Source organism: Ruminococcus sp. RTP21484sp1_RTP21281st1_A8_RTP21281_210402 (assembly GCF_040914025.1).
GTDB lineage: Bacteria > Bacillota > Clostridia > Lachnospirales > Lachnospiraceae > Blautia_A > Blautia_A faecis.
Window position 1 is genome coordinate 34,849 of sequence record NZ_JBCPGE010000028.1, and the last position, 26,489, is coordinate 61,337.

General features: G+C 40.4%; 27 protein-coding genes and 1 pseudogene. 18 read left to right on the forward strand and 10 right to left on the reverse strand.

From position 1 onward, the window contains the following. Positions 1-64: 64 nt before the first annotated feature. From AB5170_RS13860 to AB5170_RS13880, 5 genes are all read right to left on the reverse strand, one after another. Positions 65-991 carry a hypothetical protein gene (locus AB5170_RS13860; protein WP_117854342.1) on the reverse strand — a complete coding sequence of 309 codons (927 nt, stop codon included), beginning with the start codon at positions 989-991 and terminating at the stop codon, positions 65-67. 134 nt (positions 992-1,125) lie between these two features. Then, the gene (locus tag AB5170_RS13865) at positions 1,126-1,632 is read right to left on the reverse strand and encodes a transposase (protein ID WP_237963662.1); all 507 of its coding nucleotides are present in this window, start codon (positions 1,630-1,632) and stop codon (positions 1,126-1,128) included. Between the two features lie 85 nt (positions 1,633-1,717). Further along, positions 1,718-2,314: a TIR domain-containing protein gene (locus tag AB5170_RS13870; protein WP_226815536.1), complete on the reverse strand. Its 597-nt coding sequence runs from the start codon at positions 2,312-2,314 to the stop codon at positions 1,718-1,720. Positions 2,315-2,992: 678 nt separating this feature from the next. Beyond that, positions 2,993-3,358 (reverse strand): helix-turn-helix domain-containing protein, encoded by a 366-nt coding sequence (locus tag AB5170_RS13875; protein WP_117854344.1) that lies wholly within the window; start codon positions 3,356-3,358, stop codon positions 2,993-2,995. Continuing rightward, positions 3,345-4,007, reverse strand: a complete 663-nt coding sequence (locus AB5170_RS13880; protein ID WP_117854345.1) for a hypothetical protein — start codon at positions 4,005-4,007, stop codon at positions 3,345-3,347. Before AB5170_RS13880 ends, AB5170_RS13875 begins: the two co-directional genes overlap by 14 nt. Before the next feature lie 276 nt (positions 4,008-4,283). Between AB5170_RS13880 and AB5170_RS13885 the strand changes: the two genes are divergently transcribed. The 9 genes from AB5170_RS13885 (at position 4,284) to AB5170_RS13925 (ending at position 13,321) form a co-directional block, all read left to right on the forward strand. Then, complete coding sequence (locus tag AB5170_RS13885; protein WP_117854346.1) at positions 4,284-4,976, forward strand: hypothetical protein; 693 nt, start codon at positions 4,284-4,286, stop codon at positions 4,974-4,976. Between the two features lie 439 nt (positions 4,977-5,415). Beyond that, a complete protein-coding gene (locus AB5170_RS13890; protein WP_173736148.1) occupies positions 5,416-5,589 on the forward strand; it encodes a hypothetical protein in 174 nt (57 codons plus the stop codon). Between the two features lie 86 nt (positions 5,590-5,675). Beyond that, positions 5,676-6,128: a hypothetical protein gene (locus tag AB5170_RS13895; protein ID WP_233456117.1), complete on the forward strand. Its 453-nt coding sequence runs from the start codon at positions 5,676-5,678 to the stop codon at positions 6,126-6,128. A 114-nt stretch (positions 6,129-6,242) separates the two neighbouring features. After that, a complete protein-coding gene (locus AB5170_RS13900; protein ID WP_173736147.1) occupies positions 6,243-6,419 on the forward strand; it encodes a hypothetical protein in 177 nt (58 codons plus the stop codon). Between the two features lie 100 nt (positions 6,420-6,519). Then, on the forward strand, positions 6,520-7,812 hold the full coding sequence (locus AB5170_RS13905) for an IS110 family transposase (protein WP_148462084.1): 1,293 nt from the start codon (positions 6,520-6,522) through the stop codon (positions 7,810-7,812). Positions 7,813-8,530: 718 nt separating this feature from the next. Next, positions 8,531-9,826 (forward strand): group II intron reverse transcriptase/maturase, encoded by a 1,296-nt coding sequence (gene ltrA, locus AB5170_RS13910; RefSeq protein WP_118580340.1) that lies wholly within the window; start codon positions 8,531-8,533, stop codon positions 9,824-9,826. A 345-nt stretch (positions 9,827-10,171) separates the two neighbouring features. After that, positions 10,172-11,224: an iron ABC transporter permease gene (locus tag AB5170_RS13915; protein ID WP_118580301.1), complete on the forward strand. Its 1,053-nt coding sequence runs from the start codon at positions 10,172-10,174 to the stop codon at positions 11,222-11,224. 1 nt (position 11,225) lies between these two features. Next, positions 11,226-12,326, forward strand: a complete 1,101-nt coding sequence (locus tag AB5170_RS13920) for an ABC transporter ATP-binding protein (protein WP_118580298.1) — start codon at positions 11,226-11,228, stop codon at positions 12,324-12,326. Positions 12,327-12,457: 131 nt separating this feature from the next. Continuing rightward, positions 12,458-13,321: a YitT family protein gene (locus AB5170_RS13925; protein ID WP_148462085.1), complete on the forward strand. Its 864-nt coding sequence runs from the start codon at positions 12,458-12,460 to the stop codon at positions 13,319-13,321. Here the strand turns inward: AB5170_RS13925 and AB5170_RS13930 are convergent. Further along, the gene (locus AB5170_RS13930; protein WP_118580295.1) at positions 13,314-14,072 is read right to left on the reverse strand and encodes a helix-turn-helix domain-containing protein; all 759 of its coding nucleotides are present in this window, start codon (positions 14,070-14,072) and stop codon (positions 13,314-13,316) included. The two genes, AB5170_RS13925 and AB5170_RS13930, sit on opposite strands and share 8 nt — an antisense overlap. After that, positions 14,059-15,819 carry a sensor histidine kinase gene (locus AB5170_RS13935; protein WP_118580292.1) on the reverse strand — a complete coding sequence of 587 codons (1,761 nt, stop codon included), beginning with the start codon at positions 15,817-15,819 and terminating at the stop codon, positions 14,059-14,061. Before AB5170_RS13935 ends, AB5170_RS13930 begins: the two co-directional genes overlap by 14 nt. Positions 15,820-16,028: 209 nt before the next feature. On the opposite strand from AB5170_RS13935, the gene AB5170_RS13940 reads away from it, so the two are divergent. From AB5170_RS13940 to AB5170_RS13960, 5 genes are all read left to right on the forward strand, one after another. Then, positions 16,029-17,276, forward strand: coding sequence for an ABC transporter substrate-binding protein (locus tag AB5170_RS13940; RefSeq protein ID WP_173717309.1), 1,248 nt, complete (start codon positions 16,029-16,031; stop codon positions 17,274-17,276). A 94-nt stretch (positions 17,277-17,370) separates the two neighbouring features. Then, on the forward strand, positions 17,371-18,267 hold the full coding sequence (locus AB5170_RS13945) for a carbohydrate ABC transporter permease (RefSeq protein WP_118580286.1): 897 nt from the start codon (positions 17,371-17,373) through the stop codon (positions 18,265-18,267). Beyond that, on the forward strand, positions 18,264-19,097 hold the full coding sequence (locus AB5170_RS13950; protein WP_118580283.1) for a carbohydrate ABC transporter permease: 834 nt from the start codon (positions 18,264-18,266) through the stop codon (positions 19,095-19,097). Before AB5170_RS13945 ends, AB5170_RS13950 begins: the two co-directional genes overlap by 4 nt. Positions 19,098-19,122: 25 nt before the next feature. After that, a complete protein-coding gene (yicI, locus tag AB5170_RS13955) occupies positions 19,123-21,150 on the forward strand; it encodes an alpha-xylosidase (protein WP_173736502.1) in 2,028 nt (675 codons plus the stop codon). Positions 21,151-21,314: 164 nt separating this feature from the next. Continuing rightward, positions 21,315-22,688, forward strand: a complete 1,374-nt coding sequence (locus AB5170_RS13960; RefSeq protein ID WP_118580280.1) for an MATE family efflux transporter — start codon at positions 21,315-21,317, stop codon at positions 22,686-22,688. Between the two features lie 83 nt (positions 22,689-22,771). Here the strand turns inward: AB5170_RS13960 and AB5170_RS13965 are convergent, their stop codons facing one another. After that, a complete protein-coding gene (locus tag AB5170_RS13965) occupies positions 22,772-23,293 on the reverse strand; it encodes a hypothetical protein (protein ID WP_148462090.1) in 522 nt (173 codons plus the stop codon). Positions 23,294-23,370: 77 nt separating this feature from the next. Here AB5170_RS13965 and AB5170_RS13970 point away from each other — a divergent pair. The 4 genes and pseudogenes from AB5170_RS13970 to AB5170_RS13985 all read left to right on the forward strand — a co-directional run. After that, positions 23,371-23,823 (forward strand): annotated as a pseudogene (locus tag AB5170_RS13970) (ATP-binding cassette domain-containing protein); the annotation flags it as partial. After that, complete coding sequence (locus AB5170_RS13975) at positions 23,820-24,560, forward strand: ABC transporter permease (protein ID WP_148462092.1); 741 nt, start codon at positions 23,820-23,822, stop codon at positions 24,558-24,560. The pseudogene AB5170_RS13970 and the gene AB5170_RS13975, both read left to right, overlap by 4 nt. A gap of 317 nt (positions 24,561-24,877) precedes the next feature. After that, positions 24,878-25,261: a VOC family protein gene (locus AB5170_RS13980; protein ID WP_173772009.1), complete on the forward strand. Its 384-nt coding sequence runs from the start codon at positions 24,878-24,880 to the stop codon at positions 25,259-25,261. 33 nt (positions 25,262-25,294) lie between these two features. Next, positions 25,295-25,633, forward strand: coding sequence for a TfoX/Sxy family protein (locus tag AB5170_RS13985; protein WP_148462094.1), 339 nt, complete (start codon positions 25,295-25,297; stop codon positions 25,631-25,633). A gap of 293 nt (positions 25,634-25,926) precedes the next feature. Here the strand turns inward: AB5170_RS13985 and AB5170_RS13990 are convergent, their stop codons facing one another. After that, entirely contained in the window at positions 25,927-26,142 is a 216-nt protein-coding gene (locus AB5170_RS13990; protein WP_148462095.1) for a hypothetical protein, read from the reverse strand. A gap of 81 nt (positions 26,143-26,223) precedes the next feature. Continuing rightward, on the reverse strand, positions 26,224-26,489 hold a 266-nt coding region (locus AB5170_RS13995), incomplete at its 5' end, for a hypothetical protein (RefSeq protein WP_368361945.1).

A 26,489-nucleotide genomic window follows, 5' to 3' on the forward strand; every position in this document is an offset into this window, starting at 1 on the left:
TTATTGGTTACTTTTCAGCTAGGTTATAAGCTTCCAGGGACCAAGGAGAATTCAACTCATTCAATCAATTCCAAAAAGAATTCACTTTCCGTTCCGCAATGTCTTTGGAAACGTTGCATTTTTTTGCAACATAGGAAACTGTGTCTGCGAAAGAACGGCCAAGTTCCTGTGAAAGTTCGACGATGCCTTTTACCTCTGAGGTAAATTTTTCACTTGTAACATAATCACGTAAAACTTCTTCCTGACTATATAAGGTTACCATAATATCAATGACCTCCTTTTCGTGATTTTCAAGATATTCTTTTAAAATATTTTTATCCTTACAAATACGAATAGTTTCTGTAATAGCTGTTTGCGTATTATTTTTATACAGGTTTCTTTGTTCATCAATGACCTTGGTAAATAAAACGTATTGGGTAATAATATCGTTGTTTTTACCGGTTATTAGAACCTTTACCTTTGCATCAATTGCAATTGGTTTTCCAGCAAAAAATTCTTCAGAAAGAGAAATTTCGGTTTTGCTAATTGTTTTGGAACCAGTATATAGAACATATAATTCTGGTTCTGGAAATTCCAATTTCGTCGAAGCGTAAACGCTTTGTTTGGAAGAAATAAAATAATCTTTCCAGGTCTGAGCCAGATACATAATACATCTGACAATAATATTTTCTGTCCAGGTTGACTGTGCTTCTACGAGAATCATTAAGCGGGAACCAACTTTAAATCCAAGATCATTATATGGGTTATTGGCCATTACCTGTTGGAGAGTGACATATTCCAGATCTGATTCCAAGACGGTAGTATCTTCAGGATGCAAAGCCTGGTAAAGTTGCAGCAGATATTCCTTATTTGAAAATAAATCTTCAAAAACACTGGCTTTTACAGTTTGTTTCATATAGTGATCAGATTCCTCATTTGTATGATTTTGAGTATTGGCTGAAAAGTTTATTTCGGCACCTTCTTTCAAGTTAAGTAACTGGATCTTTTTCAAAGTTATATTTTCTAATATTATATTATCATAATGGAAGCGGATTTACAATAAAGCTTAAACTCTAATTATGTCAAAAAATATCGGTCAGTTACTGCTCAGAAGTTAGCTGGACTTGAGAAAAACGAAGGTGCAGACTAATAATTGTCAAAGCCATCAGTTTTCTTATCTGAATATCCCGGACACTCTGTCCAATTATTCGCTGGTTCTTCCAGCCGCATCAAAACAAACATGCTCATGCATTGACAGAGATAATCGATACTTTCGAAACTCCTGAATGTTACAGCCTGCGCCTGTTTCCGCTTATAGCTTCTTAGACGCCTTTCGGCTTCATTATTAGTGGCAGGTACACGGGAATCATGCAGGAACATCAGATTGTTCTGCATATATTTCTCCATTCTCAGAAATAAGTTATACCCATCCCTGTAATACTTGTTTGCTGGAACGTTTCCATATTCCGTTCTGACTGTTTCCAGTACCTCCCGGTACCTTTTTTCTAATTCAGAGATCTTTACCGGCTCTGGTTCCAGAAATGGCTGGCATCCGTTGCAGAAATGAATCATATCCTGTAACAGCGAACGCATCTCTTTGTTCCAAGTGCGGTCAAGCTCATTATCTATACTGTCCTTTAGGTAACGCAGCACATGGGCAAGACATTCCTGGTGATCCGCTCCATAATTATAAACGGTAATATCATGGCCATGGACAAATTCCTTCTTTTGAGAGGTTTTAAATACATAGCTTTAGTTCTTTTGCTAAAGGAATTTTCCAGCTGCCATTACTATCTAATTGAATATAAACAATGCCAGAAATATCATTTGGTAATTCAATATCACCTTTGACTAATGCACACACATTATTTCTACCTAATTTACCAATTAAGTAACCATGTTCAAATACAACATTTTGTCTTGCCCTGGCCTTTTTTTCTTTCTTCTTCCCTTTTACATATCCCAAGTCGCAAGGGGTATATAAAACAATTCCAAATTCTACATCTGAGTATTTTTCAATTTTCTCTATAACTGTCATTCCACTGTTTACTTGTTCGTGCAAAATTATAGGCTCAAGTCCAATTTTTTCTATGAAGCGGGCAACTTCAAGCTTTACTTCATTATCGTGCCCATGAACAATAAAAATTTTTTTCTTTTTACTTGGAACAACAATATTATTAGAAACATTATCAGGAATACAAATTGTGCCATTATTGGTGCTACTAGATTCAATAATCAAGTTTTGAACGTTTATCGTTTTTTCATTTATAAACGTTTCAGGGGGGATTTCAATGCCAATTGATATGGTGTTCTGAATAGTTATGTTATTATCCATTTTCGTGTCCTTTCTGGGACGCATACACAGCGGTCGTTATGATTGGACACCCATTGGCTTAGATTTTTAGTCTGGATAAGAAAAAAACACACAGACAAGGGGTGTCTACACAATCCGCTCATCAGACTTGCTGTTATCATGTAATTTACTGTCTAAGTGCTGAATTGTTATAAACTTCCACTGTCGTATGCATCCGACTTTGAGATATTATTAGTCTTCAAGGCAGGGCATGTTATAATGCATCTTTTAGAGAGTGTGTGGCATTGTGATATCTCATGTCTTTGTTCCCTTGAGGCAAGCTTATAATAATTCAAAATTATGTGCCTTAACAGGACATGGCATGGTAATTAAATTTTCATTCTTTACCTGCTTTTTTCGGGTATTTCATCGCTTAACAAGCTCCAAAATAATAAAAAACAGACATACCGTGAAGTAGTTATCTGTTTACCTAGGACACGGCATGTCCGATTTTTCAAAAATATTTTCAGTTTTTCTTAATATGATTTTGCTTTTGGGGTGATTTCTTTCTCTTTGTTAAGCTTGTGCATAGTATGGTTACTTATATATTTTCAGTTTAAATCACAGTACCTCAAGATATCGTAAGGATACAGAAAGTGAATATTTGTCTCTTGGAAGATAATACCATGAATGGCACAACCACTGACTATAGGTAATTACTTACGCAGTTTTTAGCCCAACAGTTTTTCTAAAAACATTCATCATTGATTTCAGCATTTCTGTGTCCATTCCAGCTAAACTGCTTACATAAGAAATAGTCTCTGCTGGCATCAAATCTTCCAACGTACATTTGTAAACCTTACAGAAGCTAATAAGCTGTGTTAATGAACACATGACTTCTCCATTTTCATAACGCCGAATTTTTCTTGGATCGCAGTCAAAGATTTCAGCGACATCTTCTTGGGTTAGCGGGGTGTTAGCCCTCGCATTTTTTAGATTAGCACCGATTTCTTTTTTGAAATATGTACTATCATTCTGGGCGTTAAGTAGTTCACGGTATCTTTTCAGCTCATCATCCGATAACACTCACAACACCCCCGGACTCCAGACTGCTAAAAATAGCAGTAGAAGTCGGAGGAGTAGGAAGTGAAAGAAGCATCGAATCAGTTACACTGCCCGTATTACTTCTCCCTACATTTGTATTTCTGTTCAACCATGCAGCTCGTATCATCTCACTGACACGTTTTATTTTCAATTTTCTTAATTCACGCAGTTCTTTTCTGCGCTGCAGTAGTCTTTCGTATTCGTGGTAGAGTTCCTCTATGTTCAAATCATATTGAAAATAATCATAGAATAAACCAAATTGTGTTGAACGTTTTACTGTAACAGGCATACCGAATATAGTAGTATCAACAAAATCTGCCGTAACTACTATTGTTTTTTCGTAATCTGTCGTTGGAATGTAGGTAACAGAAATATTGCGCTCATTGTAATCTTGTAAAAAATTGCAGAAACATATACTGGTGAAAATACCAGAGAATAGTTTCGACATGTTTATTTTGGGCTCTTTTATATACCGACTAGCCCGTACATTTCCAGTAGCTAATATTGCAAAATTACGCAACTTTTTCTCATTCTTCTTTTCTTCTTCACGAATGATTGATTTGCTGATGGCATCAACAATCTTGGTCGAATCTAATTCTATTTGTATGCCATCCGGTTTTTTTATACTCACTGAAATAATAATCACCTCTTTTTTGAATATTCCGTTTATCCTCTACTTATAAACACCTCCTATTTTTGAATTTAAGGCCTTTAAAATTAGGTCATGCGAAGGAATAATTCGGTGTATTTATTATAACAGAAAATCTAAGCATACTAAAGAGGAAAGAGAATACACAATTTTATTTTAGGAAATATATCCATGGTTTAAAAATGGATTGCTGAAATAAGTTGGAAGATATATAATATTAGTAGAGTAAAAATTGTGAGATAACAGGAATTAGAAAATATGAAAAATCAACCGCTGAAACCATGGATAAAAGGAAATGAAAGTATAACACCAAATAATTTTTTTTCAAATGCATTGCCCAATTTAGAATATGGAGCTTGGATTTCTTTGGATATTGCAGTGGAATTGTATAAAGCGAATACTATAGATACGGGTTATTTAAAAAAGTCTTGGAATGAACATCATGAATATATAGAGCAAGTCTGTTTATTAACAGGTATCGATGAAGAAAACGGATATGATTTAGATAGGGAAGAAAAGTGGTGGGTGTTACAAGAAATAGGTGAACCTCCATTTGGCTGCTATAATATTTATTTTATTACTATTTATAATGAACATGAAGAAAAACTGGTATATATAGGAAAGACGGATTCTAAAAAAAGTCGATTTTCTAATGGTCATTTGGCAGCATTAAAATTACATAATCCCATTTATAATGGTTACAATAAGCGAGTATATTTTGGAACGGTTATGTTTCTAAGTGATGACAAGGAATATGTGCCACTTGAATTTATTTCGCCTTATAGTAGAGCTGAAAGGTATTTGAGCGAAATGGAAGCATATTTAATTGAAAGATTAAATCCGGAATTAAACAAAAAAAAGGAGCCATTGCATTTGTTAGAAAATCTGTCAAGTGTGCTGATTCAAAATTTTAGTGAAGAGAATGCGTTTATGAAGGATTTCTTTGTCTGATAGAATTGCTCTGAACATGAAAGGCTATTCACAAATAAGTTGCAAAGCAACTGAGTATGTACTGACTTCACCGAAGTTTACTTTGCAGTGCTTGAAATATTAGTAAAATCAAGGATATCTTATGCTGATATATAAAATGAGCATTGCGTAAATGGTATAGTTTATCGTATTTTTGCGCAAAATGAAAAATAAATCTATTCGGCAATGTTGATATAAGTTTAGCATTGGCTTTGTTGTGATTATATTTATATGGCGCAGTAAACTTTTGTGATAAAATTGAAATCTCAATAGTGTCTTATAATAATTTCTTTTTCTATTGAAAAAATCTTAAATAAATCCCAATTTTTTTTATTTTTTTACACATTTCGACAATTTTTTCCATTATTTATAATAGGAGAGTATAGTACCACTCTATAATTCAGAAACGGAGGAAGCGAAAATGTGGCATTTTTGGCTCTTTTTCTTGGCCTTGCTGGCAGTGGTTATTGTACTAATGTATTGCTGCCTTGTTAGAGCTGAAAAAATGGACGATGAGATGGATGAGGCATTTAGAAAACTAAATGAAAAAAGAAAGGATGAGACAAAGCTGTGGCAAGGGGAAGATCAGGAGTAATTTCAAAGGAGTATAAGGGGGAAGATAATACCGCATATCATGATGTAATAAAGTTATTTAAGATATACCGGGTGGTAAACTGGCAAATGCAAATTAAAATCAGCCAGGTAAAAAGAAGATTCCATATGGAGTATGGCACAGATGTGGATGAATTCTTAGACACCATTTATCAGGCTGGAATGGATGTGGAAAGAGATTTAGCATCCGAGAAAGAACGGGTAGAGGCAATCAGCCGATCAAACCAGTATCTACGTTTAATTGATGAAGCAGTCGATCTTATGCGAAGGTATCATCCGCAAGGCGAGCGATACTATTGGGTGCTCTATTACAGCTATCTATCCTCAACAAAACTGGAAAATGTAGAAGAAATATTAGATAAATTGGAGCCTCATTTTCCGCAATATACCAGAATCCATAGAACTACATACTTCCGTTGGAGAGAACAGGCTTTTGAAGCTGTTGGAAGCATATTATGGGGCTATGAAGGGGAAAGCGAGCGCATATTAAAACTGATATGCAAAGATTATGAAGAAAAATAACTATTTCAGAAATCCTATTGACACAGATTTTCCAAAATCACTATAGTGAAATTGCAGAGACGCATACAAGGCGTATAGTAATTTTACATTTGGTTTTGAAGGGAGAAAAAACAAATGATTATTTCAGTTGATACCGGTAATAAGCAGATGAAAACAGAAAACTGTGAATTCAATTCTGGAGTAGAAATTTTAGATACACTGCCAGGGGAATTGGAAGAAGTGATTGAGTATGAAGGAAAATATTATAGGACAACTAATAGAAGAATTTCGTATATGGAGCTTCCTGTATAATAAAAAACGTGGATGTTGAAAATTAAAAATACCTCAGAGTACAATAAGACTACTGACTGGCAGGTTAGTAAAAATCTTATTATACAGAGAGGTATTTACAATGAAGTCTAACACACAGAACGCAAAAATTGAAGCTATTACAGAAAAAACTTTGGTACTCGGAATTGATGTCGGAAGTGAAACGCACTATGCCAGAGCTTTTGATTACAGAGGAATCGAGTATTCGAAGAAGCCATTTAAGTTTAGCAACACAGAGGCTGGATTTGTGACATTTAAGGAATGGATCCTGGACCTCAAAGAAAGACATGAGAAGGATAAGGTGGTTCCAGGTATGGAACCGACCGGGCACTACTGGTTCAATCTTGGAAAGTTTCTACATGATAATGAAATGAAACCGGTTCTTGTAAATCCTCACCATGTGAAAAAATCAAAAGAACTCGACGACAATAATCCGACTAAAAATGACCGTAAGGATCCGAAAGTTATAGCAGGATTAGTTAGAGAGGGACGTTACATGATCCCATACCTGCCGGATGGTGTTTACGCTGATCTTAGAACAGCATCAAACATAAGATTCCAGTTACAGGCGGAACTTACAAGAATTCAAAACAGGATCAGTCGTTGGTTCAATATATATTTTCCTGAATATAAGACGGTATATGGAAAGCCGGATGCCAAGAGCGGAATACTCATCCTTAAAACAGCACCACTCCCTGAAGATATCCTGACGTTAGGTATCGATGGAGTGAACCAAATCTGGCGTGATGCGAAGTTAAGAGCAGTTGGAAAAGCGAGGGCAAAGACCCTGATAGAAGCTGCAGAGCACAGCGTTGGAAGCAAAGAAGGTGCGGTGTCTGCAAGAATGGAAATCCGAATGCTTCTGGAGGACTATGAATCCAGAAATACGCGTCTACAAGAAGTTATGGTTCTAATTGAAGAACTGGTAAGAAAGATTCCGATGGCTGAAAAGCTGTTAGAGATCAAAGGAGTGGGAATCAGGACAGTGTCAGGGTTCCTTGCAGAAGTAGGTGATATCAGCCGCTTCAATAATCCGAAGGAACTGCAGAAGCTTGCAGGATTGGCATTGGTTGAAAATAGTTCGGGAAAGCACAAAGGCGAGACAACAATAAGCAGACGAGGTCGAAAGAGACTCAGATATCTGCTCTTTGAGGTTGCAATGTCACTTGTGTCGAAGAACCAGGAGTTCAGGGAACTCCATAATTATTACACAACCAGAAGGCTGAATCCGTTGAAAAAAATGCAGTCACTTATGGCGATTGCAGCCAAGTTGATACGTGTCTTTTATGCGATGCTGACTAAAGGTGTGGATTATGATCCGAAAAAAATGGTCAGTGACATCAAGAGACCGGCAGTTTATCTACAGGCTGCGTAAGAAAGACAAGTAACTATAGTGGAGGCTGTCATGTGGACAGCCACTGAATCAAGCAGAATGTAACAGATAACGTCCACTGCTCACAGTGCTGGTACAGGAAGCAAGTCAGTAATCAACAATACAAAGAATGAGCCAGTAGTCGGCAGAAATAGTCACCATGGGGCACATGACCCCGTTAAGGAGCATAGCTGACACCCTGGTTATGGGCAGGCAGGACGAAGGGTACGCCCAGAAGGGCATACAGATTAATGAGTGGAAATCTCATCCAGTAAGGTGTAGCCGCACCACTGGTAGCGAGTTTTGGGGATACAGAGGTAACGATGTATTCTAAGTGTAAACAGTTAGGAAATAGGGCTGAAAGTGATTGAGCTCCGAAATCTACGTAACCCGTAGGTCGACGTTTTCTTTCGGGCGGAAGACAATACGTATGTTTCTGTTTGGGTTAGGAAGCATATGCTACGGCGGAGTCTGAGAGCCAGCCATGTTTTACAATGTCTGTATGTTACCTGGGGAGAACCTATACTTTCCTGTGTTAACAGGTATGACGTACGAATGAGAAAAGGAAATCAAATGGAGTATAGGTAGTCGGATGGCCGAATAGTACTAATGAAGGTGGGTAATGCCACTGGAGGGAAGTCGAGAACGGATAACATATATCCAGCCACACGACATCATATCAAAAGGGAAACATTATCTACACTCAGAGGTAGGACAAATAATGACAACAAAACTTGAGAGAATCTCAGAATTATCAAAACAACATCCAGAAATGAAATTTAATTCTATTGGGCATTTGATTAACATTGAGATGCTTAAAGAATGCCACTACAAAATGGATGGCAGAAAAGCGGTCGGGATTGATGGCATTTCAAAAGAAGAATATAACTCAAATCTTGATAACAATCTAAAACAGCTAGTGGAGAAGCTTAAGAATAAAAGTTATCGACCTAAACCAGCACGTAAAGTGGAAATACCAAAAGAGAATGGTAAAACCAGACCTCTTAGTATCTATTCATATGAAGATAAACTGGTTCAGGAAGCACTTAGGAAAGTTTTGGAATCGGTCTTTGAGCCCCATTTCTACAGCAATATGTGCGGCTTCAGACCAAACCGCAACTGCCATGGAGCTATAAGAAAACTAAATGACATGATTGAAGGACATAAGACGAATTATATACTGGATGCCGATATAAAAGGCTTCTTTGATAATTTGAATCATGACTGGATAATGAAATTTATTTCATCACGAATTACAGATAACAGTGTGCTCCGACTGGTAGAAAAGATGCTCAAAGCAGGTATTCTTAAGAATGGAGAATTTTATGTTAACGAATTCGGTGCCGGGCAGGGAAGCGTATGTTCACCAATAATTGCGAACATATATATGCATTATGTTCTTGTATGGTGGTTTAATGAGAAAATAAGACCACTGCTAAAAGGATATGCAGACATAGTTGTCTATGCGGATGATTTTGTGTGCTGCTTTCAATATAAGAATGACGCAGAACTCTTTTATGAACATCTTAAGAGAAGGATGAATCACTTCGGACTGTCCTTAGAGGAATCAAAGACTCGATTAATTTATTTTGGTCGATTCGCTGCTGATAACCTTAAAAGACAGGGGAACAAACCAGAAACATTTGACTTCCTAGGATTCACTCATTATTGTTCCAAAAGCCGAAACGGTAATTTCAGAGTAAAACATAAAACTGCCAATAAGAAATATCGGAAGAAATGTAAACAGATGAATATCACTATACGCGACATGAGATTTGAAAAGAAGAAATATATTCTTGCAAAAGTAAATCAGATTTTAATCGGGTATTACCATTATTATGGAATAAGTGATAACTATCAAATGATGGATAACTTCCGTAAGAGAGTTATTCAGATTCTTTATTTTTGGATGAATAGGCGTAGTCAGAGGAAAAGTTATACATGGGATGGATTCAATCAGTTTTTGAAGGAGCATCCTATAGTAAGACCACGTATTTATGTGAGCCTATATGGATAATCTGAGGCATAAGTGTCGTGAAGAGCCGTATGCCTGAATTGGGCACGTACGGATCTGTGGGGGATATACCTAGTAATAGGTGTTTCTACCCGACAAGTTAGGACCTCTGGAGACAGAGATGATCCTGGTGGATATAGGAGGTTAGCTGCCATAGAGGGAAGGGTATACACAAGGCCAGTAAAGCGAAAATCAATGACGTTTTATTTCGTATACCATTCAACCGCTATTTCAGTACCTGATACATCGAAATGCTCATAGCTGTGGCTTATTCACTGAGATATGAAAGGTTGAAAAACCTTGAATTTTCAATAAAAAACACTTAATTATATGAGGAGTATAATTAGAATGAACAGACAATCCGATGGAACCAGTTTCCACATGGAGAACTTTAAGAGAAGATCTCGCTATACATTGGTTTTTGTTCTGTTGATCCTGGCGTTTGGCCTGATCACAGTTTTGAATATCAATACAGGAAATGTTCATATTTCCCTGTCTGAGATCGTAAATATCCTTTTGAAAAAAGCCACTGACACCAAGGAATACAGCATCATCTGGAAGATCCGTCTTCCCAGGATCCTGATGGCAGCCATCCTTGGAGGTGCATTATCTTTATCTGGTTTTCTTCTTCAGACCTTTTTTGAAAATCCCATTGCAGGACCTTTTGTTCTGGGAATTTCCTCCGGTGCCAAAATGGTAGTTGCACTTACTATGATCTACTATCTTGAAATCGCCCAGAATGTAACCTCTTATACTTTGATCATCGCTGCCTTTATAGGTTCCTTGATTTCCATTGGATTTATTCTTTTGAATTCCAAAAGGATCAAGCACATGGCTACCCTTCTGGTTGCCGGAATCATGATCGGATATATCTGTTCCGCAGTTACAGACTTCGTGGTAACCTTTGCAGATGACTCAAATATTGTAAATCTTCATGGATGGTCACAGGGAAGCTTCTCTGGTATGAGCTGGAGTAATGTTTACATTTCCTGTGCAGTTATAGGTGTCACCCTGCTCCTTACGTTCCTGTTGTCAAAGCCCATTGGAGCTTATCAGCTGGGAGAAGCTTATGCGCAGAGCATGGGTGTGAATATTAAGTTTTTCCGTGTTGCATTAATCCTGCTTTCCAGCATTTTGTCTGCAACAGTAACTGCTTTTGCAGGACCTATTTCCTTTGTTGGAATTGCAGTTCCATTTCTAATGAAAAGAAGCTTTGGTACATCCAGACCGCTGATCATCATTCCGGGAACCTTCCTGGGAGGTGCTGTTTTCTGTATGATGTGTGACCTGATCGCCAGAATGGCGTTCGCGCCTCTGGAGCTGAACATCAGCACCGTTACCTCCATCTTTGGAGCACCAGTAGTTATATTCATGATGTTGCGAAAGAAGAGAGGAAATTAAAATGGACAATTATTATTTTCATATGGACAACCTTTCTGTTGGTTACAATCGAAAGGCACTGATCCACGATATCTGTATTGGAATAAAAAAGGGAGAGATCGTAACTCTCATTGGTCCTAACGGTTCCGGAAAATCTACTATTTTAAAAAGTATTACAAGACAGCTGCAGATCATTGGCGGAAAGGTCTATTTTGACAACCAGAATCTGTTGTCCTTTACCTTTCGGGATCTGTCTACCCGTATGGCTGTAGTTCTTACTGAGAGAATGAAGCCGGAGCTGATGACCTGCCATGACATTGTAGCAACCGGCCGTTATCCTTATACAGGAAGGCTTGGCATTCTTACAAGGGAAGATGAAGAAAAGGTAGAAGAAGCTATGAAGGCGGTACATGCAGAAGCTCTTGGCAGCCGTGATTTTAACAACATCAGTGATGGACAGCGCCAGAGGGTGCTTCTTGCACGCGCGATCTGCCAGGAACCAGATATTATTATTCTGGATGAGCCTACTTCATTCCTGGATATTAAACATAAGCTGGATCTTTTATCTATTCTTCGGGATATGGCGAAGAAAAAGCAGATAACTGTTATCATGTCTCTTCATGAAATTGACCTTGCACAGAAGATTGCGGATAAGATCATCTGTGTAAAGGGAGATACCATTTCCCATTTTGGAAAACCTGAGGAAATTTTCGAGGAAAATATGATCCGGGAGCTTTATGAAATCAACAACGGCTTTTTTGATCCGCTGTTTGGGAGCATTGAACTTCCAAAGCCGGAAGGTGAAGCGAAAACTTTTGTGATCTGTGGAAACGGCACTGGTATTCCCGTATTCCGGCAGCTTCAGAAGGTGCATACTCCTTTTATTGCAGGTGTTCTATACACCAATGATGTGGATTACCGCCTGGCAAGACTGCTGGCCGATCAGGTGATCACAGAGAAACCCTTTATGGAAATCAGCGGGGAAACCTTCCAGAAAGCTTTAAAAGCCATGGAAAGCTGTGACAGGGTTATCTGTACAAGCGTACCTGTTGGAAGCTGCAATAAGCGGCTGGGAGAGCTTATCGAGGCAGCAAAGAAAAGCAGAAAAGTGCAGTTTGTATAAAGAAAAAACTCTATATCAAAAGCAGTGAGGGATTTTAAGCTCATTATATAAAAAATAGAAAAAAACGCTCTATACAGAACACACGTTTTGCGCTATACTAATTTTACTGAAGGGAGGAGATAAAATAACTTATGAAAAAGAAGATTTTTACAAAAGATAACCTGATTTTCTTTTTAATTCTGAATCTGGGATTAATTTTTACAGCAGTTGGAATTTCCATTTTCAAAACGCCAAATCACTTCGCATTTGGCGGTACATCCGGTTTGTCCATTATCCTGTCTACCCTGTTTCCGAAGTGGAATGTAGGCGCATTCATGTGGATCGTCAACGCAGCGCTGGTTGTACTCGGATTTTTCTTTCTGGGAATCCGTTCTATGGGCTGGACTATTTATTCCTCCTTTGCCCTGTCTTTTTATGTAAGTGCCTGTGAAGTGATCTATCCGCTTAGTTTCCCGCTGACACATGATGTATTCCTGGAGCTGTGCTTTGCGGTTATCCTGCCAGCAGTAGGAGCGGCCATGGTATTTAACGTAGGCGCTTCCACTGGTGGTACCGATATTGTAGCCATGATCCTGCATAAATATACCAGTCTGGAGATTGGACGCGCCCTTCTGGTCAGCGATCTTGGAATCGTACTGATCGCCGCTTACCTTTACGGTGCACAGACCGGACTTTACTGTATCCTGGGAATGATCTTGAAATGTACCGTTGTAGACAGTGCCATTGAAAGCCTGAACCTGCGAAAAGTCTGTACCATTATCAGCAAGTACCCAGATCAGGTGGAAGACTTTATTATCAACGATCTTCACCGTTCTGCAACTGAGCAAAATGCCTTCGGTGTTTATACCAAACAGGAGCAGAAGGTACTGATGACTGTTCTCACCAGAAGCGAGACCAACCGCCTTCGCATTCATTTAAGACAGATTGATCCCCACGCTTTCATTACCATTGTAAACAGCAGTGAGATCATTGGAAAAGGCTTTCGGTCTATTTAGTATTTCTGCTCACGAAACACTTATTTCTGCAATCTGTGGGCGTAATTCCAAAGAAATTCCGAAATGCCTTACTGAAATAGTTATTATCGGAATATCCAACCCGGGCAGCAACTTCCTGGATCTTAATAGAAGGATTCTCCAGCAGTTCTTTCGCCCGGGTCATTCTGACCATAAGGAGGTATTCCTGAATGGTCATCTCATAATGCTGGCGAAAAAGGCGTGTGAGATACTCCTGGGTAAAGAAGTACTTCTTCGCATAACTGCTGACCTTAAGGGGCTGTGGATAGTTCTGGTCAATGTCCTGCCGGATCCTGGCGACAACTTCATCAGGGGAAAGCTTTGGCGCTTCTTTTTCTAAACAGGTACCAGTATTTCCCAATGTCTGGACTGCTTTATCAATGGCAGCATTCAATTCTTCCCGTGCAATTGGTTTTAACAGATAATCAATGGCACCACATTTCAAAGCTGCCTTTGCGTAATCAAAATAATCATACCCACTGATTACAATAAAACAGGTATCCCTAAATTCATGGGAAGCCTTTTCCAGAAATTCCATGCCATTCATAACCGGCATCTGCATATCTACAAAAACAATCTGGGGCTTTATTTCCCGCATGGTTTTTAAAGCTGCAGCACCGTTGGTTTCCTGATAAAGCTCTGTAATATGATAATCTGCCCAGTGACCAAGCCTGCTTATTGCAATTCTAGCAGGTGCCTCATCGTCAATAATCAGTACTTTATACATTTTCATTTTCCCTCTTTCTGATTGGAAGTTCCATTTTTACTTCTGTAAACTGATCGCCCTGTGATTCCAGAAACAGACCAGCCTCTCCCTGATAAAGTATTTTCAGACGGCTTGCAAGATTGGGAAGTCCGATGGAATTGCCAGTATCTGCTGATTTTCCGGAAAAAATATCATTCAGTTCTTTCACTTTTTCTGGGAGAATTCCCTTTCCATCGTCATATACACTGATGAGCAGCCGGTTATTTTCCATACATACCCGGATGATAATGTGAAGAACAGCTCCGTTCTCCGGCATTCCGTGTATAATGGCATTTTCTACCAGCATTTGAATACTGATTTTTGGAATCACTGCCAGATTTACCTTTGGATTAATTTTCTTCGTCACTTCCAGGCGCCCGCCTAGTCTTGTTTTCTGCAGAAGAATATACCGGTCTACATAATCAAGTTCCTCCTGCAAGCGGACGAGTTCTCCGCCTTTAATGGTATAACGAAGATTTGCAGACAAAGACACAATCATATCATAAATTTCCTGACAGTCTGCAAGCAATGCTTCTGTAGCAATCGCCTGAAGAGTGTTATAGAGAAAATGGGGATTCAGCTGGGCCTCCAACGCCTGGAGCCTGGAATTTTTCTCATTGATGCTGGAAATATAGTTGGTCTCGATCAATTCATTAATGTGGGCTGCCATGTCGTTATAGCTTTCTGTTAATGCACAGGTTTCCTTACAGCCTCCGCCAAAAGCTGTGGGAGAAAAGTCTCCTTCACCCATTTTTCCCATCTGGTAAGACAGCCTCTTCAATGGAATTGTGATCATCCGGATCATGAGCGTAACAATAATGATCAGACAGATAGTGATCACTGCAATCTGCATTACCAGAGGAAGCAAAAAGTCCCTTGCCCGGTCATCCCAGGCGCTTTTAGGAAGCAGGGAAAGCAGGACAATGCCCGTCTCTTCACTGGTCCTGCGAAGTGCAAGATAAGAAATTCCACCGATATTTACATTTTCAACATCTGAATGAAGCCCAAAAAGCTGCTTTTTTTCTTTTTCTTCCTGATTTCGGATATCCTCAGAACTGGAATATAAAAGTTCACCATCTGAATTATACAGGCATAAGATCTGCCCATAATCCTGATGGTTTTTCATAAGCAGCCGCAGCTGTGTAGTATCTACATCCACATAAGACAAACTGACTGGTTCCCGGTTTCTCAGGCGGATCAGGTAGTGATAATACCGGAAAAACACATCTTCTGAATCCGGGGGCGCCAGATATTCATATTTGTCATTGCTTCCACAGGCAATATAAGGTCTGGATATTTCAGTATCTTTTACAGGGGTCGATAAAATATGCTGTCCCCCAACCCCTGCATTCCGCTCAAAACATAAATCCTGATTCATTGCTGTAATGGAATAAGAACGGATATCTGTTCTGCTATGATAGGAAGACTGGATTTCCTGTTTTATGTCACTGATCTCAGAAGAGGAAAGAGGTTTTCTCTTCAGCAGGGAATTATAGACAGATACATTCAGGCAGGGCTGTACGCAAAAGATCCGCAGACCCTGAATATATTGATCCAGATTTGCCACATCCATCTCCAGAATAGTCTGTGTGGAAGAAGTATATTCCTCTGCAAAAGACCTTGCCTGACCAGAATAACCACTATATAAAATAATTCCAAATGCAAGAACGATCACAGACAGGATCACAACTGTCAGCTGCGTCTGCATGGATAAATTTTCTATTTTCTTTTTCATACATAAAGCTCCTTTTTATTATGGCAATATTATACAACTTGTTGTATTCATTCACAATAGAACAGGTTATAGATATCAAACTTTTACCATAAACAGTTTGATTTTTTCTATTTATTTGTAATATTGCATAGTGTATGATTAGATTATCAAAAACAAAGCAGGCTGCCGTGGGCGAAACGGGCAGCAGCAAAAAGAAGGAGGATATGCATATGCATAAGAAACAAATCGCTTTATTAATGGCCGGTTTAATGACAGTCAGTTCTCTTACAATGGGTTCTGTAACCGTAATGGCAGACGATGATCCGGTAGAGCTTTATTTCATGTTTAATGGTCCGGAATACACAGACGCTTACCATGATCTGATCGATCATTATACAGAAGAACATCCAAATGTATCCATTGAGCTGGAAGTCCTTCAGAATGATTACCAGACTGTACTCCGTTCCAGATTAAATTCCGGTGAGGTTCCGGACCTGTTTCTTTCCAGTGCATACAGCGACAATACTTTATATGCAGATTATATTTATAACCTGGATGACGAAGAGTTTATGAAGAACTTTTCCGAGACAACCCTTACATCTGTAACAGAAGATGGCCATATTACAGGAATGCCATTCCTGGTTCAGTCCCATGGCTTTATCTATAACAAAGCATTATTTGAGCAGGCTGGAATCACAGAACTTCCAACTACCTTAGACGAGCTTCGCACCGTTTGTGAGAAATTGACAGATGCAGGTATTCAGCCATTCAGCTCCGGATTTGGTGAGTGGTGGATCCTTCCACAGACCGTTTATCCGTCCATGAGTGATGCCTATGACGGCGATTATGACAAGCTCTTTGAAGATGTGAAAAACGGAGATCTGAAATTCGGCGAGCTTCCGCAGGTTGATTTTGCACTTGATCTTCTGGATCTGATCAAGGAGTACAGCGGTGACAAGCCAATGGAGTCCACCAATGATCTTCAGTGCTCCGATTTTGCAACAGGAAAAGTTGCCATGATCCACAATGGCTCCTGGGACGAGGCAAGTATCCGCGCCATTGCCCCTGATATTGATATGGGTTATGTTTATATGCCCCGCATGGACGAAAAAGCAGTTCTCGCAGTTGAGTCCAACCTTACCTTCCGTGTAGCAAAAGATTCCGAAAATCTTGATACGGTTCTTGATTTCCTGAACTACATGTGTACTTCTGATTATGGAAGAAGCTGGGTTCCATCAGTTATCGGCGATATCTCCCCACTTACCGGAGCAGATGCACCTGATACACAGCTTGCAGCAGAAACAGCAGCTGCACAGGATAATTCCGTAACATGTCCATGGTGGATCTTTAAAGGACCAGAAGGTGTAGAAGAGCCATTTGGTACCGCATTCCAGAACTATGTTGCAGGAAATGCAGACCGCGACGAGACAAAAGAGGTTCTTACCCAGTTATTTGTTGATGCTTACGATGCAATGTAATTTATTATAAAATGATCGCGTGAATAAAAACGAAAACAGGGCGGCTGACAATTTCGGCAGCCCTGTTTTTCCGAAAAGGACAGGAGGTTTCTTTATGCAGGCAAACAGCCAGAAACGAAGGGCCAGAAAAACAGCATTGGAATTCGCAGGATATGTAGCCCCTGCAGTTTTCTTCATCACGCTGTTTGTAGGAATTCCTTTCGTTATGTGTATTTATTATTCCTTCCGTAAATGGAACGGTATTGGAAAAACATCGGAATTTATCGGACTCGAAAATTATATCCGGCTTTTTACCAATGATCCAGCCTTTGTCAGTGCGCTGAAATATACCTTTATCTATGCCATTGGAACAGTACTGATCGTAAATGTACTTGCCATTTTTTTTGCCGCACTTCTGGAATCCAAGATCAAAGGCAGAGGATTTTTCAGAGCCGCTTTTTATATTCCCAATATCATAAGCCTTGTTATCATTGGATTTATCTGGAAATTTATCTGTACCAGAGTATTTGAAGCACTTATGTCCATAACCGGATGGGGAATTTTCGGTCTTAGCTGGCTGGGAGACTCCCAACTGGCTGTGTTCTCCACCATCATTGTTTCTGTTTGGCAGAGCCTTGGCTTTTATATCCTGATCTACGTTGCAGGTATGCAGGGAGTACCAACGGAACTAAATGAATCCGCAGACCTGGATGGGGCAGGAGCAGTCCGCAGATTTTTCTCAATTACTATCCCGCTGATCATGCCGTCCATTTCCTTCTGCATGTTCCATTCTGTTGCCAATTCCTTAAAAATGTTTGAATTGATCTTCAGCTTGACAGGCGGCGGTCCGGGAACATCTACTACGTCAATTGCACTTGATATTTACAACACTGCATTTAACAACAGCCGCTATGGATATGGAAGCGCCAAAAGTGTAATTCTTTTTATCATCGTTCTGGTGATCTCCGTAATTCAGGTTAATTTCTTTAAAGGTAAGGAGGTAGAGGCATGAGTAAAAAAAGCAAAGCACTTCACGGTGTGATACAGTTATTCCTGATCCTTTTTCTGCTTTTATATCTTTCCCCTCTTTTCCTGGTGGGAATCAATGCCTTTAAAAGCTATCAGGAAATCATGACAGATGTTATGAGCCTTCCATCTGCTTTTACTCTTGACAATATAAAAAATGTATTTCATGATATGAAATATCCAGCTACTTTTTTGAATACACTCATCGCCACAGTAATAGGAACTCTCGGCATTATCGTGATCGCTTCCATGGGAGGCTATAAAATGGCACGTGTGAAAACACGCTACAGCCGTTTCTGTTTCCTGTTCTGCATTGCGCCTATGATGATCCCGTTCCAGTCCTTTATGCTTACTCTGGTAAATGTAGCCACCACTTTACATATCAATGGGAAAATATGGGGACTTGCCATTATTTACTGGGGGCTTGGTGCCCCAATGAGTATTTTCCTGTATCAGGGCTTTGCCAAGGGCATTCCCCTGGAACTGGAAGAGAGCGCACTTATTGACGGCTGCAACCAGTTTCAGCTTTTTACCCGTATTATTTTTCCAATGCTGAAATCCTGTACTGCGACGGTTACGATCATCAATGTAATGTGGATCTGGAATGACTTTCTTCTTCCCCTTCTTATGCTGGGCGGAAGAAAGAGCAGCAAAACCCTGCAGCTTGCAGCCTACAGCTTTATGGGACAGTACAAAATGGAATGGCAGAACATTATGTCTGCTGCGATCCTGATCATTATCCCAGCGCTGATCCTGTATCTGATTTTCCAGAAATCTATTATCAAGGGTGTTGTAGCTGGAGCCGTAAAAGGCTGACCGATTTTCAAAGGAGGAATGGAAGATGAAGTTTACCAATGGCTTCTGGCTTGTGAGAGATGAATTTCAGGCTGATTATGTAAGAGACATTTATGAGGTAGAAGAGCGGGAAAACGAACTCCTGGCTTTTGCCCCCTATAAACAAATCCAGGGACGCGGGGATACCTTAAACATTGGAATGATGACCTATACCTTCACCGCACCAGCAAAGGACATTTTGGGAATCCACATGGTAAATCACGCTGGAAATTACGTAAAAAGCCCATCATTTGAATTGTATGGTGATTTAGATAAAAGTCCGGAACGTAAATGTGAGAAAGCTTCCGGCAAAGAAAAATGGACGTTAAAGTCAGGAAAGCTTTCCCTGGAATTTGAAACTGGTTCCCCTGAAATGAAGTTTTATGGAGATGGAAGGGAGCTTACCTGTATCAAGAGCAAAACTACGGGAATGATGCATCACAAACAAGGCATGAACTATCTGGTCTCCGGACTTAATTTAGGTGTTGGCGAGCTGGTTTATGGCCTTGGGGAACGGTTTACCCCTATGGTAAAAAATGGCCAGACCGTGGATATCTGGAATGAGGATGGCGGTACAGCCAGTGAAATTTCCTATAAGAATATTCCGTTCTATTATACGACCAAAGGCTATGGCGTCTTTGTCAATCATCCGGGACGTGTCAGCTTCGAGGTAGGTAGTGAGAAGGTGGAAACCGTACAGTTTTCTGTAGAAGATGAGGAACTGGAATACTTTGTTATTTATGGTCCTACCCCTTTGGAAATTATAGAAAAATACACAGCCCTTACCGGAAGACCGGCATTGCCGCCTAAGTGGTCCTTTGGCTTATGGCTTACCACATCCTTTACCACCAACTACGACGAGGCTACGGTAAACAGCTTTATTGATGGATTTGAACAGCGCCATATTCCTCTTTCTGTTTTCCATTTTGACTGTTTCTGGATGAAAGGCTTCGAATGGTGCAACTTCACCTGGGATAAAGATATGTTCCCGGATCCGGCAGGTATGCTGGAACGTTTTCATAAGCGAGGCTTAAAAATCTGTGTTTGGATCAATCCCTATATTGCACAGAAGTCGCCTCTGTTTGGAGAAGCCATGGAAAAGGGCTATCTTCTGATGAAAGACAATGGAAGAGTTTGGCAGTGGGATATGTGGCAGGCTGGTATGGGACTGGTAGACTTTACCAATCCAGATGCATGCAGCTGGTACCAGAGTAAGCTGAAAGCACTTCTGGATGTGGGAGTGGATTGTTTCAAAACAGATTTCGGAGAACGTGTTCCTACCAATGTAAAATGGTTCGACGGCTCTGATCCGGAAAAAATGCATAATTATTACACGTATCTTTATAACCAGTGCGTATTTGAGCTTCTGAAAAAAGAAAAAGGAGAAAGCGAAGCTGTTCTTTTTGCACGAAGTGCAGCACCAGGCGGACAAAAATTTCCAGTACACTGGGGCGGAGATTCAACCAGCCAGTATATTTCCATGGCCGAAACCTTAAGGGGCGGGCTTTCCCTTATGGACAGCGGCTTTGGCTTCTGGAGCCACGATATTGGCGGCTTCGAGGATGATGGCTCAGCTGATCTGTACAAAAGGTGGGTGGCTTTCGGACTTTTATCTTCCCACAGTCGTTTACACGGATCCAGTTCTTATCGTGTTCCATGGAATTATGATGAAGAGGCCTGTGAGGTTCTGAAATACTTTACCGAGCTGAAATGGAAGCTTATGCCTTATATTTACAGCCTTGCACAGACTGCCCATGAAAAAGGGCTTCCCGTAATGCGTCCAATGCACATGCAATACCCAAAAGACAGAAACTGCGCATATCTGGATCAGCAATATATGTTGGGAGACCGCATTCTGGTTGCACCTGTATTTTCCTCAGATGGAAAACAGGATTTTTATCTTCCAGAAGGAAACTGGGTACATCTTCTTACCAAAGAACCTGCACAGGGAAACCAGTGGCATACCGGAACCTTTGATTACTTCAGTCTGCCATTGTATGTAAGAGAAGGAGATCCTTTACTAAAAGTTATTTAATAGAAAGATTTTACAGGCACTGTCTGGCATGTTTGTCCCAGACAGTGCCTTTTTAATGTCAAAATATTGTTATTTTCTGTCAGAAAAGGGATAGCTTTTGGGACAGAAAAACAGTATAATACCAAATAGTTTATTTAAATATAGGTATTTACTAAGGAGGGAAAATGAAAAGAATACTTTCAATTGGAAAAGATGATTTTTATCCGCAGATTTTCCGGCTGGCGGTTCCAATTATTATACAGAATCTGCTCAGTGCGGCTGTGAATTCAGCGGATGTGATCATGTTGAATTACGTGGGGCAGTCCGCTATTTCGGCGGTATCCCTGGCAGCCAATTATTCCAATATTTTATTTATGGTGTATTATGGCATCGGTACCGGAGCCTCTCTTTTGTGCTCCCAATATGCCGGTAAAAAGGATTTTCAGGCGATTCATGTAGTAGAGGGAATCGCACTTCGTTTCTCTGTGTTGATTTCCCTGTTGGTTGCCCTGGTTGCATTTACTGCGCCTCAGATGATGCTGAGGCTATTTACCAATGATCCTGAGCTGATCACCATTGGTTCCTCCTATATCCGCATTATGGGCGTTACCTATATCTGCTGGGGAATCTCGGAGATCTATCTGGCAGTTCTTCGAAGTATTGGAAGAGTAACCATCAGTATGGCGCTGAATATGCTGGCATTTATTCTGAATATATTCCTAAATGCAGTTTTTATCTTCGGCCTGTTCGGTGCTCCGAAGCTTGGTGCAACCGGCGTTGCAATCGCCACCGCTGCATCAAGACTGATCCAGCTGATTGGCTGTGTGGTTGTATCTTCCTTTAGTAAAAATGTGAAGCTGAATCTGGCATATATGTTCCTTCGCAGTAAAGTATTGTTTCAGGACTTTATCCGTTTGTCACTTCCGGCACTTGGAAACGACCTGTCCTGGAGCGTTGCTTTTTCCATGTATTCTGTAATCCTGGGACACCTTGGCACTGACGCGGTGGCCGCTAATTCCCTGGTTACTGTGGTGCGGAACATTGGCTCTGTATTCTGTTTTGCCATTGCAAGTGCGGGAACCATTCTTCTTGGGCAGATCATGGGAAAAGGAGACCTGGAAAAATCCAGACGATACGCTTCCAGAATGCTGAAGCTGACTGTGATCACCGGTGCACTTGGAGGGCTGATCGTCCTTGCCATCACTCCTTTTGTGATGAAATTTGCTTCCCTGAATGACACCGCTATGCATTATCTGAAATACATGCTTCTCATTAACACCTACTATATTATGGGATCCGCAGTAAATACTGCGCTGATTGCAGGTGTCTTTCGGGCAGGGGGCGATACGAAATTTGGCTTAATCTGTGACACGGTAGATATGTGGGTATATGCGGTGCCGCTAGGTTTCTTCGCTGCCTTTGTACTGAAGCTTCCAGTGTTGTGGGTTTACTTTCTGCTCTGTACAGACGAATTCGTGAAATGGCCCTGGGTTTTCCATCATTACCGAAAGGGAGAGTGGGCGAAAAATATTACCCGGGAAGATATTTTTGAACAATAGGATCTGATGAAAAATGGACACAGACTGCAATGTCTTTATTACTGAACCTCCAGTAATGGCATTGTGATCTGTGTCCATTTTGGTTAGATTTCTACCAGAATTCCCTTTTCCTTATCATACTTACAATATTTCCCCTTTCCGGAAATAAATGGCTGATAGGTATTGGTACGAGTATCTTTCACATATACAATTCCGGTAGCGATCATTTCTACCAGTGAGAATCGTTTGCTCAGGCTGGAAATCCAGGCATATGTCTTATTGCTGTCTGAGTCAGCTGCCATCAGAGAGTAGCCTTCTTCACATGGTTTCAGTGAGAAGTAAATTTTCTCAGGCTTAGAAGTCTCTTTAAACACCTGGCTTGCTATGTAAGAAGAGAAATTCTTCTCCACAAACTGCTGGAAAGAATACAAGGTGTAAACTTCCCCGCTGACTTCGTCTGTGATCCGGTCCCCGCGCTGCAGACGGGCCTTGATCAGTGACAAGGTCTCAATGGTCCAGTTGATAAAAGAGATGCTGCTGTAGGTCATGCTCTCCAGAAGCTGGTCGATCAGTTTCTTCGTGAGAACATTTGATTTCGTTGCTTCGTTAAATAATTCTTCGTTCATAATCCGCACCCTCCATAACATATATATGGTAATTGATAATTTTCATTATAGAATGATATTTGGTTAAAAGCAATAAGGAGATCAGAGTTTCCGAGCTTTGCGATGAAACTGCAAGCCTCTATCGCAATCCTGCCGATTGGCACAAGTTATGTGAGCAGTTCGGTATTGGTGATAAGGAAAACACGCCGGTTAAAGGTCTATCGGGTGGCGAACGTCAGCGACTTTTTATCGTGCTGGCACTGATTCCACAGCCGGATCTTGTGTTTCTTGACGAATTGACTACTGGTCTTGATGCGAAAGCAAGGCGCGGTGTGTGGAAAACACTTAAATCCTTGAAAGAACAGGGGCTTACGATTTTCTTGACTTCCCATTTTATGGATGAAGTAGAGGCGTTGTGTGATGAAATCTGCATTTTGAAAAAGGGTACGCCCGTTTTCCGCGGAACCGTGGAGCAGGCAAAGCAGCAATGTGGCTGCGAACACTTTGAGGATGCTTATTTGCAACTTTCGGATGAGGAGGTGGACGCATGAAACGCTTTTTTACATATCTTAAAACGGAGCTGAAGCTCAGCGTGCGGGATATGAATATGGTGATTTTCGCCGTCATTATGCCGCTTGTGATCTTTATCATCCTTGGCATCATTTACGGAACAAAGCCTGCCTATGACGGTGCAGACTATACATTCCTGGAACAGTCTTTCGGAGCAGTCAGCGCGATTGCCATTTGTGCAAGTGGATTGATGGGGCTGCCGTTAGCCGTATCGGGCTTACGAGAAATGAAGATTCTTAAACGGCTACGTGTCACACCGGTCAGCCCGGTGTTCGTTTTGGGTGTCGAATTGTCCATGTATATTGTCTACTGTGCTGTGTCTCTTGCAACACTGTCAGTTGTAGCGCTTTTGTGGGGAGTGCGGCTACGCGGCTCACTTCTTGCTTTTCTTGGAAGCTGGGCACTTACCATGCTTTCAACGCAATCTATCGGTATGCTGGCAGGCGACGTGGCGAAGGATACCAAGCAGGCCAGTGTCATTGCTTCGATTCTCTATTTCCCGATGCTGATCTTTTCTGGCACAACCCTGCCGATTGAGGTCATGCCGAATGCAATGCAGAAGATTGTCAGTGTTTTTCCGTTAACACAGGGACTTACCATAATGAAGAATACATTTTTGGGTATCAGTACGGGAAGCACCTTACTACCAATTTGTGTAATGGTTGGAGTTGCCGCACTGTGCACGATTCTTGCTGTGTGCTTCTTCCGTTGGGAATAAGCATTCTTATCTAAGAGATAAGCTGTATGTTAAATAAAAATTTCTCATGAAAGGGGGCGATATTATTAAGAAACACTTACCATAGCAATGTTGTCATTTTCCCTTTCAGCCTGTGGAAAATTGCCGTCTTCTAATAAAGATGGACAAAACACTTCTAACATAGAAAATTCGTTGGAATCGGTTGAGATTATCCCTTCCACGGATACGGGGATTTCGTCTGGTGAGGATACCTCAGAGGACAAAAAAACTTTGATAAACGAGAATACCGCTACTGATGACGCATGGAAAGTTATCAATGCAGAATTGGAGGAATCATCATGAGAATTGAACATGTTGCACTTTATGTAAATGATCTGGAAAAGACAAAAAAAATCTTTATGGAATATCTGGGAGCAAAATCAAATGATGGATATCATAATCAGAAAACAGGCTTTTGTTCTTATTTTCTTACATTTGATGATGGTGCACGTATTGAAATCATGCATATACCGAAACTGGCTGATTTGCCGAAGAAACTAGCTCGTACTGGATATTCACATATAGCTTTTAGCGTAGGAAGTATGGAAAAAGTGGATGTATTGACGGCAGAACTAAAAGCGGATGGTTATGAGGTTATTAGTGGACCTCGGACTACGGGGGACGGATATTACGAAAGCTGCATTGTTGCGGTTGAGGATAATCAAATTGAGATTACGGTATAATGGGAAAATGCAGGTATTTGAAAGGACAAAAACATGGCTTCTAGCAAAGAATATTTACAATTTATATTAGAGCAGTTATCTGGTTTAGAAGAAATTAATTATCGTGCAATGATGGGAGAGTATATCATATATTATCGGGGCAGAATTGCCGGAGGCATATACGATGACAGGTTACTTGTGAAACCGACAAAATCTGCAGTTTCTTATATGACAACTGCGATTTATGAATTACCATATGAAGGGGCAAAAGAGATGCTGTTAGTAGAAAACGTGGACAGTAAAGAATACCTGGCTGGACTCTTCAAGGCAATGTATGATGAATTGCCGGTTCATAAATCAAACAATAAAAAGAAATCTATGGATACTCTGTAATTGTGGGGTAGTAAAATTTGACACTGCCGCTACTGAAAAGGAGAAAAAAGAATGAGCAAATTTGATTTAGTTGAATGGTCTCTTGATTTTTATCTCTTGCGCGGTCAGTAGCAGGGACAAGCATTAAGTTCTGTTCCCAGATGTCTTGCCATAAGCAGGGCATGTCTAACAGTTAGCTTTGGAACTGATGTGGTCTTTGAAATCCTCATCAATTTTCGACAGATACCGATAAACGGGACTAATGCTTCCTGTATAATCTCTTGCTTTCAATTCTCTAAAGATCCGTGTTCCATTTAAAAGAAACGGTTCGCATCGCCATTCGATGATCTGTTTTTGAAATCATCAATCTTGCTATTATAAACTGGACGTTTATACACAGATGTCTCTTTTTCTTCTAAAAGACTCCTAACAGTATTTCTGGACATTCCAAGTATTTTTGCAGTTGCTCGTTTTGATCTTGTCTGTTTATAAACTCGCTGAACAGCTGCCCAATCTTGCAAATCATACACCTTCTTTCAAACCTCCTCTCTTGTATTGGTGCATACAGAGAGAAGTGTATCGTTCTCTAGCAGGTGGGGCAAATTTCCTTGTTAAAACTGGGGCAGTTTTAAGTATAAAAGAGGAAGTTTCGTCCCGATATTTGGGGGTAAAAATGCTCTGGTGAAGATTACCACTTTACATTCTGGTTTGAAATGGCTATAATAAACGAGAAAGAACAAATGTTCGAGAATGTGAAGGATGTGGAACGTATAATATTGCATAGTGATGCGAATTGCTTCGTGTGACTTGAAAGTCACTACATTTATTGTCTTACCGTAAGGTGTAAGACCTGCTGTTCCGTCAGTTGAGTCTAATA

What these genes read in the sequence shown, in the direction of transcription:
- AB5170_RS13885 (WP_117854346.1), top strand. Translation starts at nt 4,284, where the DNA reads ATGAAAAATCAACCGCTGAAACCATGGATAAAAGGAAATGAAAGTATA.
- AB5170_RS13890 (WP_173736148.1), top strand. Translation starts at nt 5,416, where the DNA reads ATGTGGCATTTTTGGCTCTTTTTCTTGGCCTTGCTGGCAGTGGTTATT.
- AB5170_RS13935 (WP_118580292.1), bottom strand. Translation starts at nt 15,819, where the DNA reads ATGAAAAAGAAAATAGAAAATTTATCCATGCAGACGCAGCTGACAGTT.
- AB5170_RS13950 (WP_118580283.1), top strand. Translation starts at nt 18,264, where the DNA reads ATGAGTAAAAAAAGCAAAGCACTTCACGGTGTGATACAGTTATTCCTG.
- AB5170_RS13900 (WP_173736147.1), top strand. Translation starts at nt 6,243, where the DNA reads ATGATTATTTCAGTTGATACCGGTAATAAGCAGATGAAAACAGAAAAC.
- AB5170_RS13915 (WP_118580301.1), top strand. Translation starts at nt 10,172, where the DNA reads ATGAACAGACAATCCGATGGAACCAGTTTCCACATGGAGAACTTTAAG.
- yicI (WP_173736502.1), top strand. Translation starts at nt 19,123, where the DNA reads ATGAAGTTTACCAATGGCTTCTGGCTTGTGAGAGATGAATTTCAGGCT.
- AB5170_RS13925 (WP_148462085.1), top strand. Translation starts at nt 12,458, where the DNA reads ATGAAAAAGAAGATTTTTACAAAAGATAACCTGATTTTCTTTTTAATT.
- AB5170_RS13945 (WP_118580286.1), top strand. Translation starts at nt 17,371, where the DNA reads ATGCAGGCAAACAGCCAGAAACGAAGGGCCAGAAAAACAGCATTGGAA.
- AB5170_RS13870 (WP_226815536.1), bottom strand. Translation starts at nt 2,314, where the DNA reads ATGGATAATAACATAACTATTCAGAACACCATATCAATTGGCATTGAA.
- AB5170_RS13905 (WP_148462084.1), top strand. Translation starts at nt 6,520, where the DNA reads ATGAAGTCTAACACACAGAACGCAAAAATTGAAGCTATTACAGAAAAA.
- AB5170_RS13985 (WP_148462094.1), top strand. Translation starts at nt 25,295, where the DNA reads ATGGCTTCTAGCAAAGAATATTTACAATTTATATTAGAGCAGTTATCT.
- AB5170_RS13975 (WP_148462092.1), top strand. Translation starts at nt 23,820, where the DNA reads ATGAAACGCTTTTTTACATATCTTAAAACGGAGCTGAAGCTCAGCGTG.
- AB5170_RS13980 (WP_173772009.1), top strand. Translation starts at nt 24,878, where the DNA reads ATGAGAATTGAACATGTTGCACTTTATGTAAATGATCTGGAAAAGACA.
- AB5170_RS13965 (WP_148462090.1), bottom strand. Translation starts at nt 23,293, where the DNA reads ATGAACGAAGAATTATTTAACGAAGCAACGAAATCAAATGTTCTCACG.
- AB5170_RS13930 (WP_118580295.1), bottom strand. Translation starts at nt 14,072, where the DNA reads ATGAAAATGTATAAAGTACTGATTATTGACGATGAGGCACCTGCTAGA.
- AB5170_RS13895 (WP_233456117.1), top strand. Translation starts at nt 5,676, where the DNA reads ATGCAAATTAAAATCAGCCAGGTAAAAAGAAGATTCCATATGGAGTAT.
- AB5170_RS13940 (WP_173717309.1), top strand. Translation starts at nt 16,029, where the DNA reads ATGCATAAGAAACAAATCGCTTTATTAATGGCCGGTTTAATGACAGTC.
- ltrA (WP_118580340.1), top strand. Translation starts at nt 8,531, where the DNA reads ATGACAACAAAACTTGAGAGAATCTCAGAATTATCAAAACAACATCCA.
- AB5170_RS13960 (WP_118580280.1), top strand. Translation starts at nt 21,315, where the DNA reads ATGAAAAGAATACTTTCAATTGGAAAAGATGATTTTTATCCGCAGATT.
- AB5170_RS13920 (WP_118580298.1), top strand. Translation starts at nt 11,226, where the DNA reads ATGGACAATTATTATTTTCATATGGACAACCTTTCTGTTGGTTACAAT.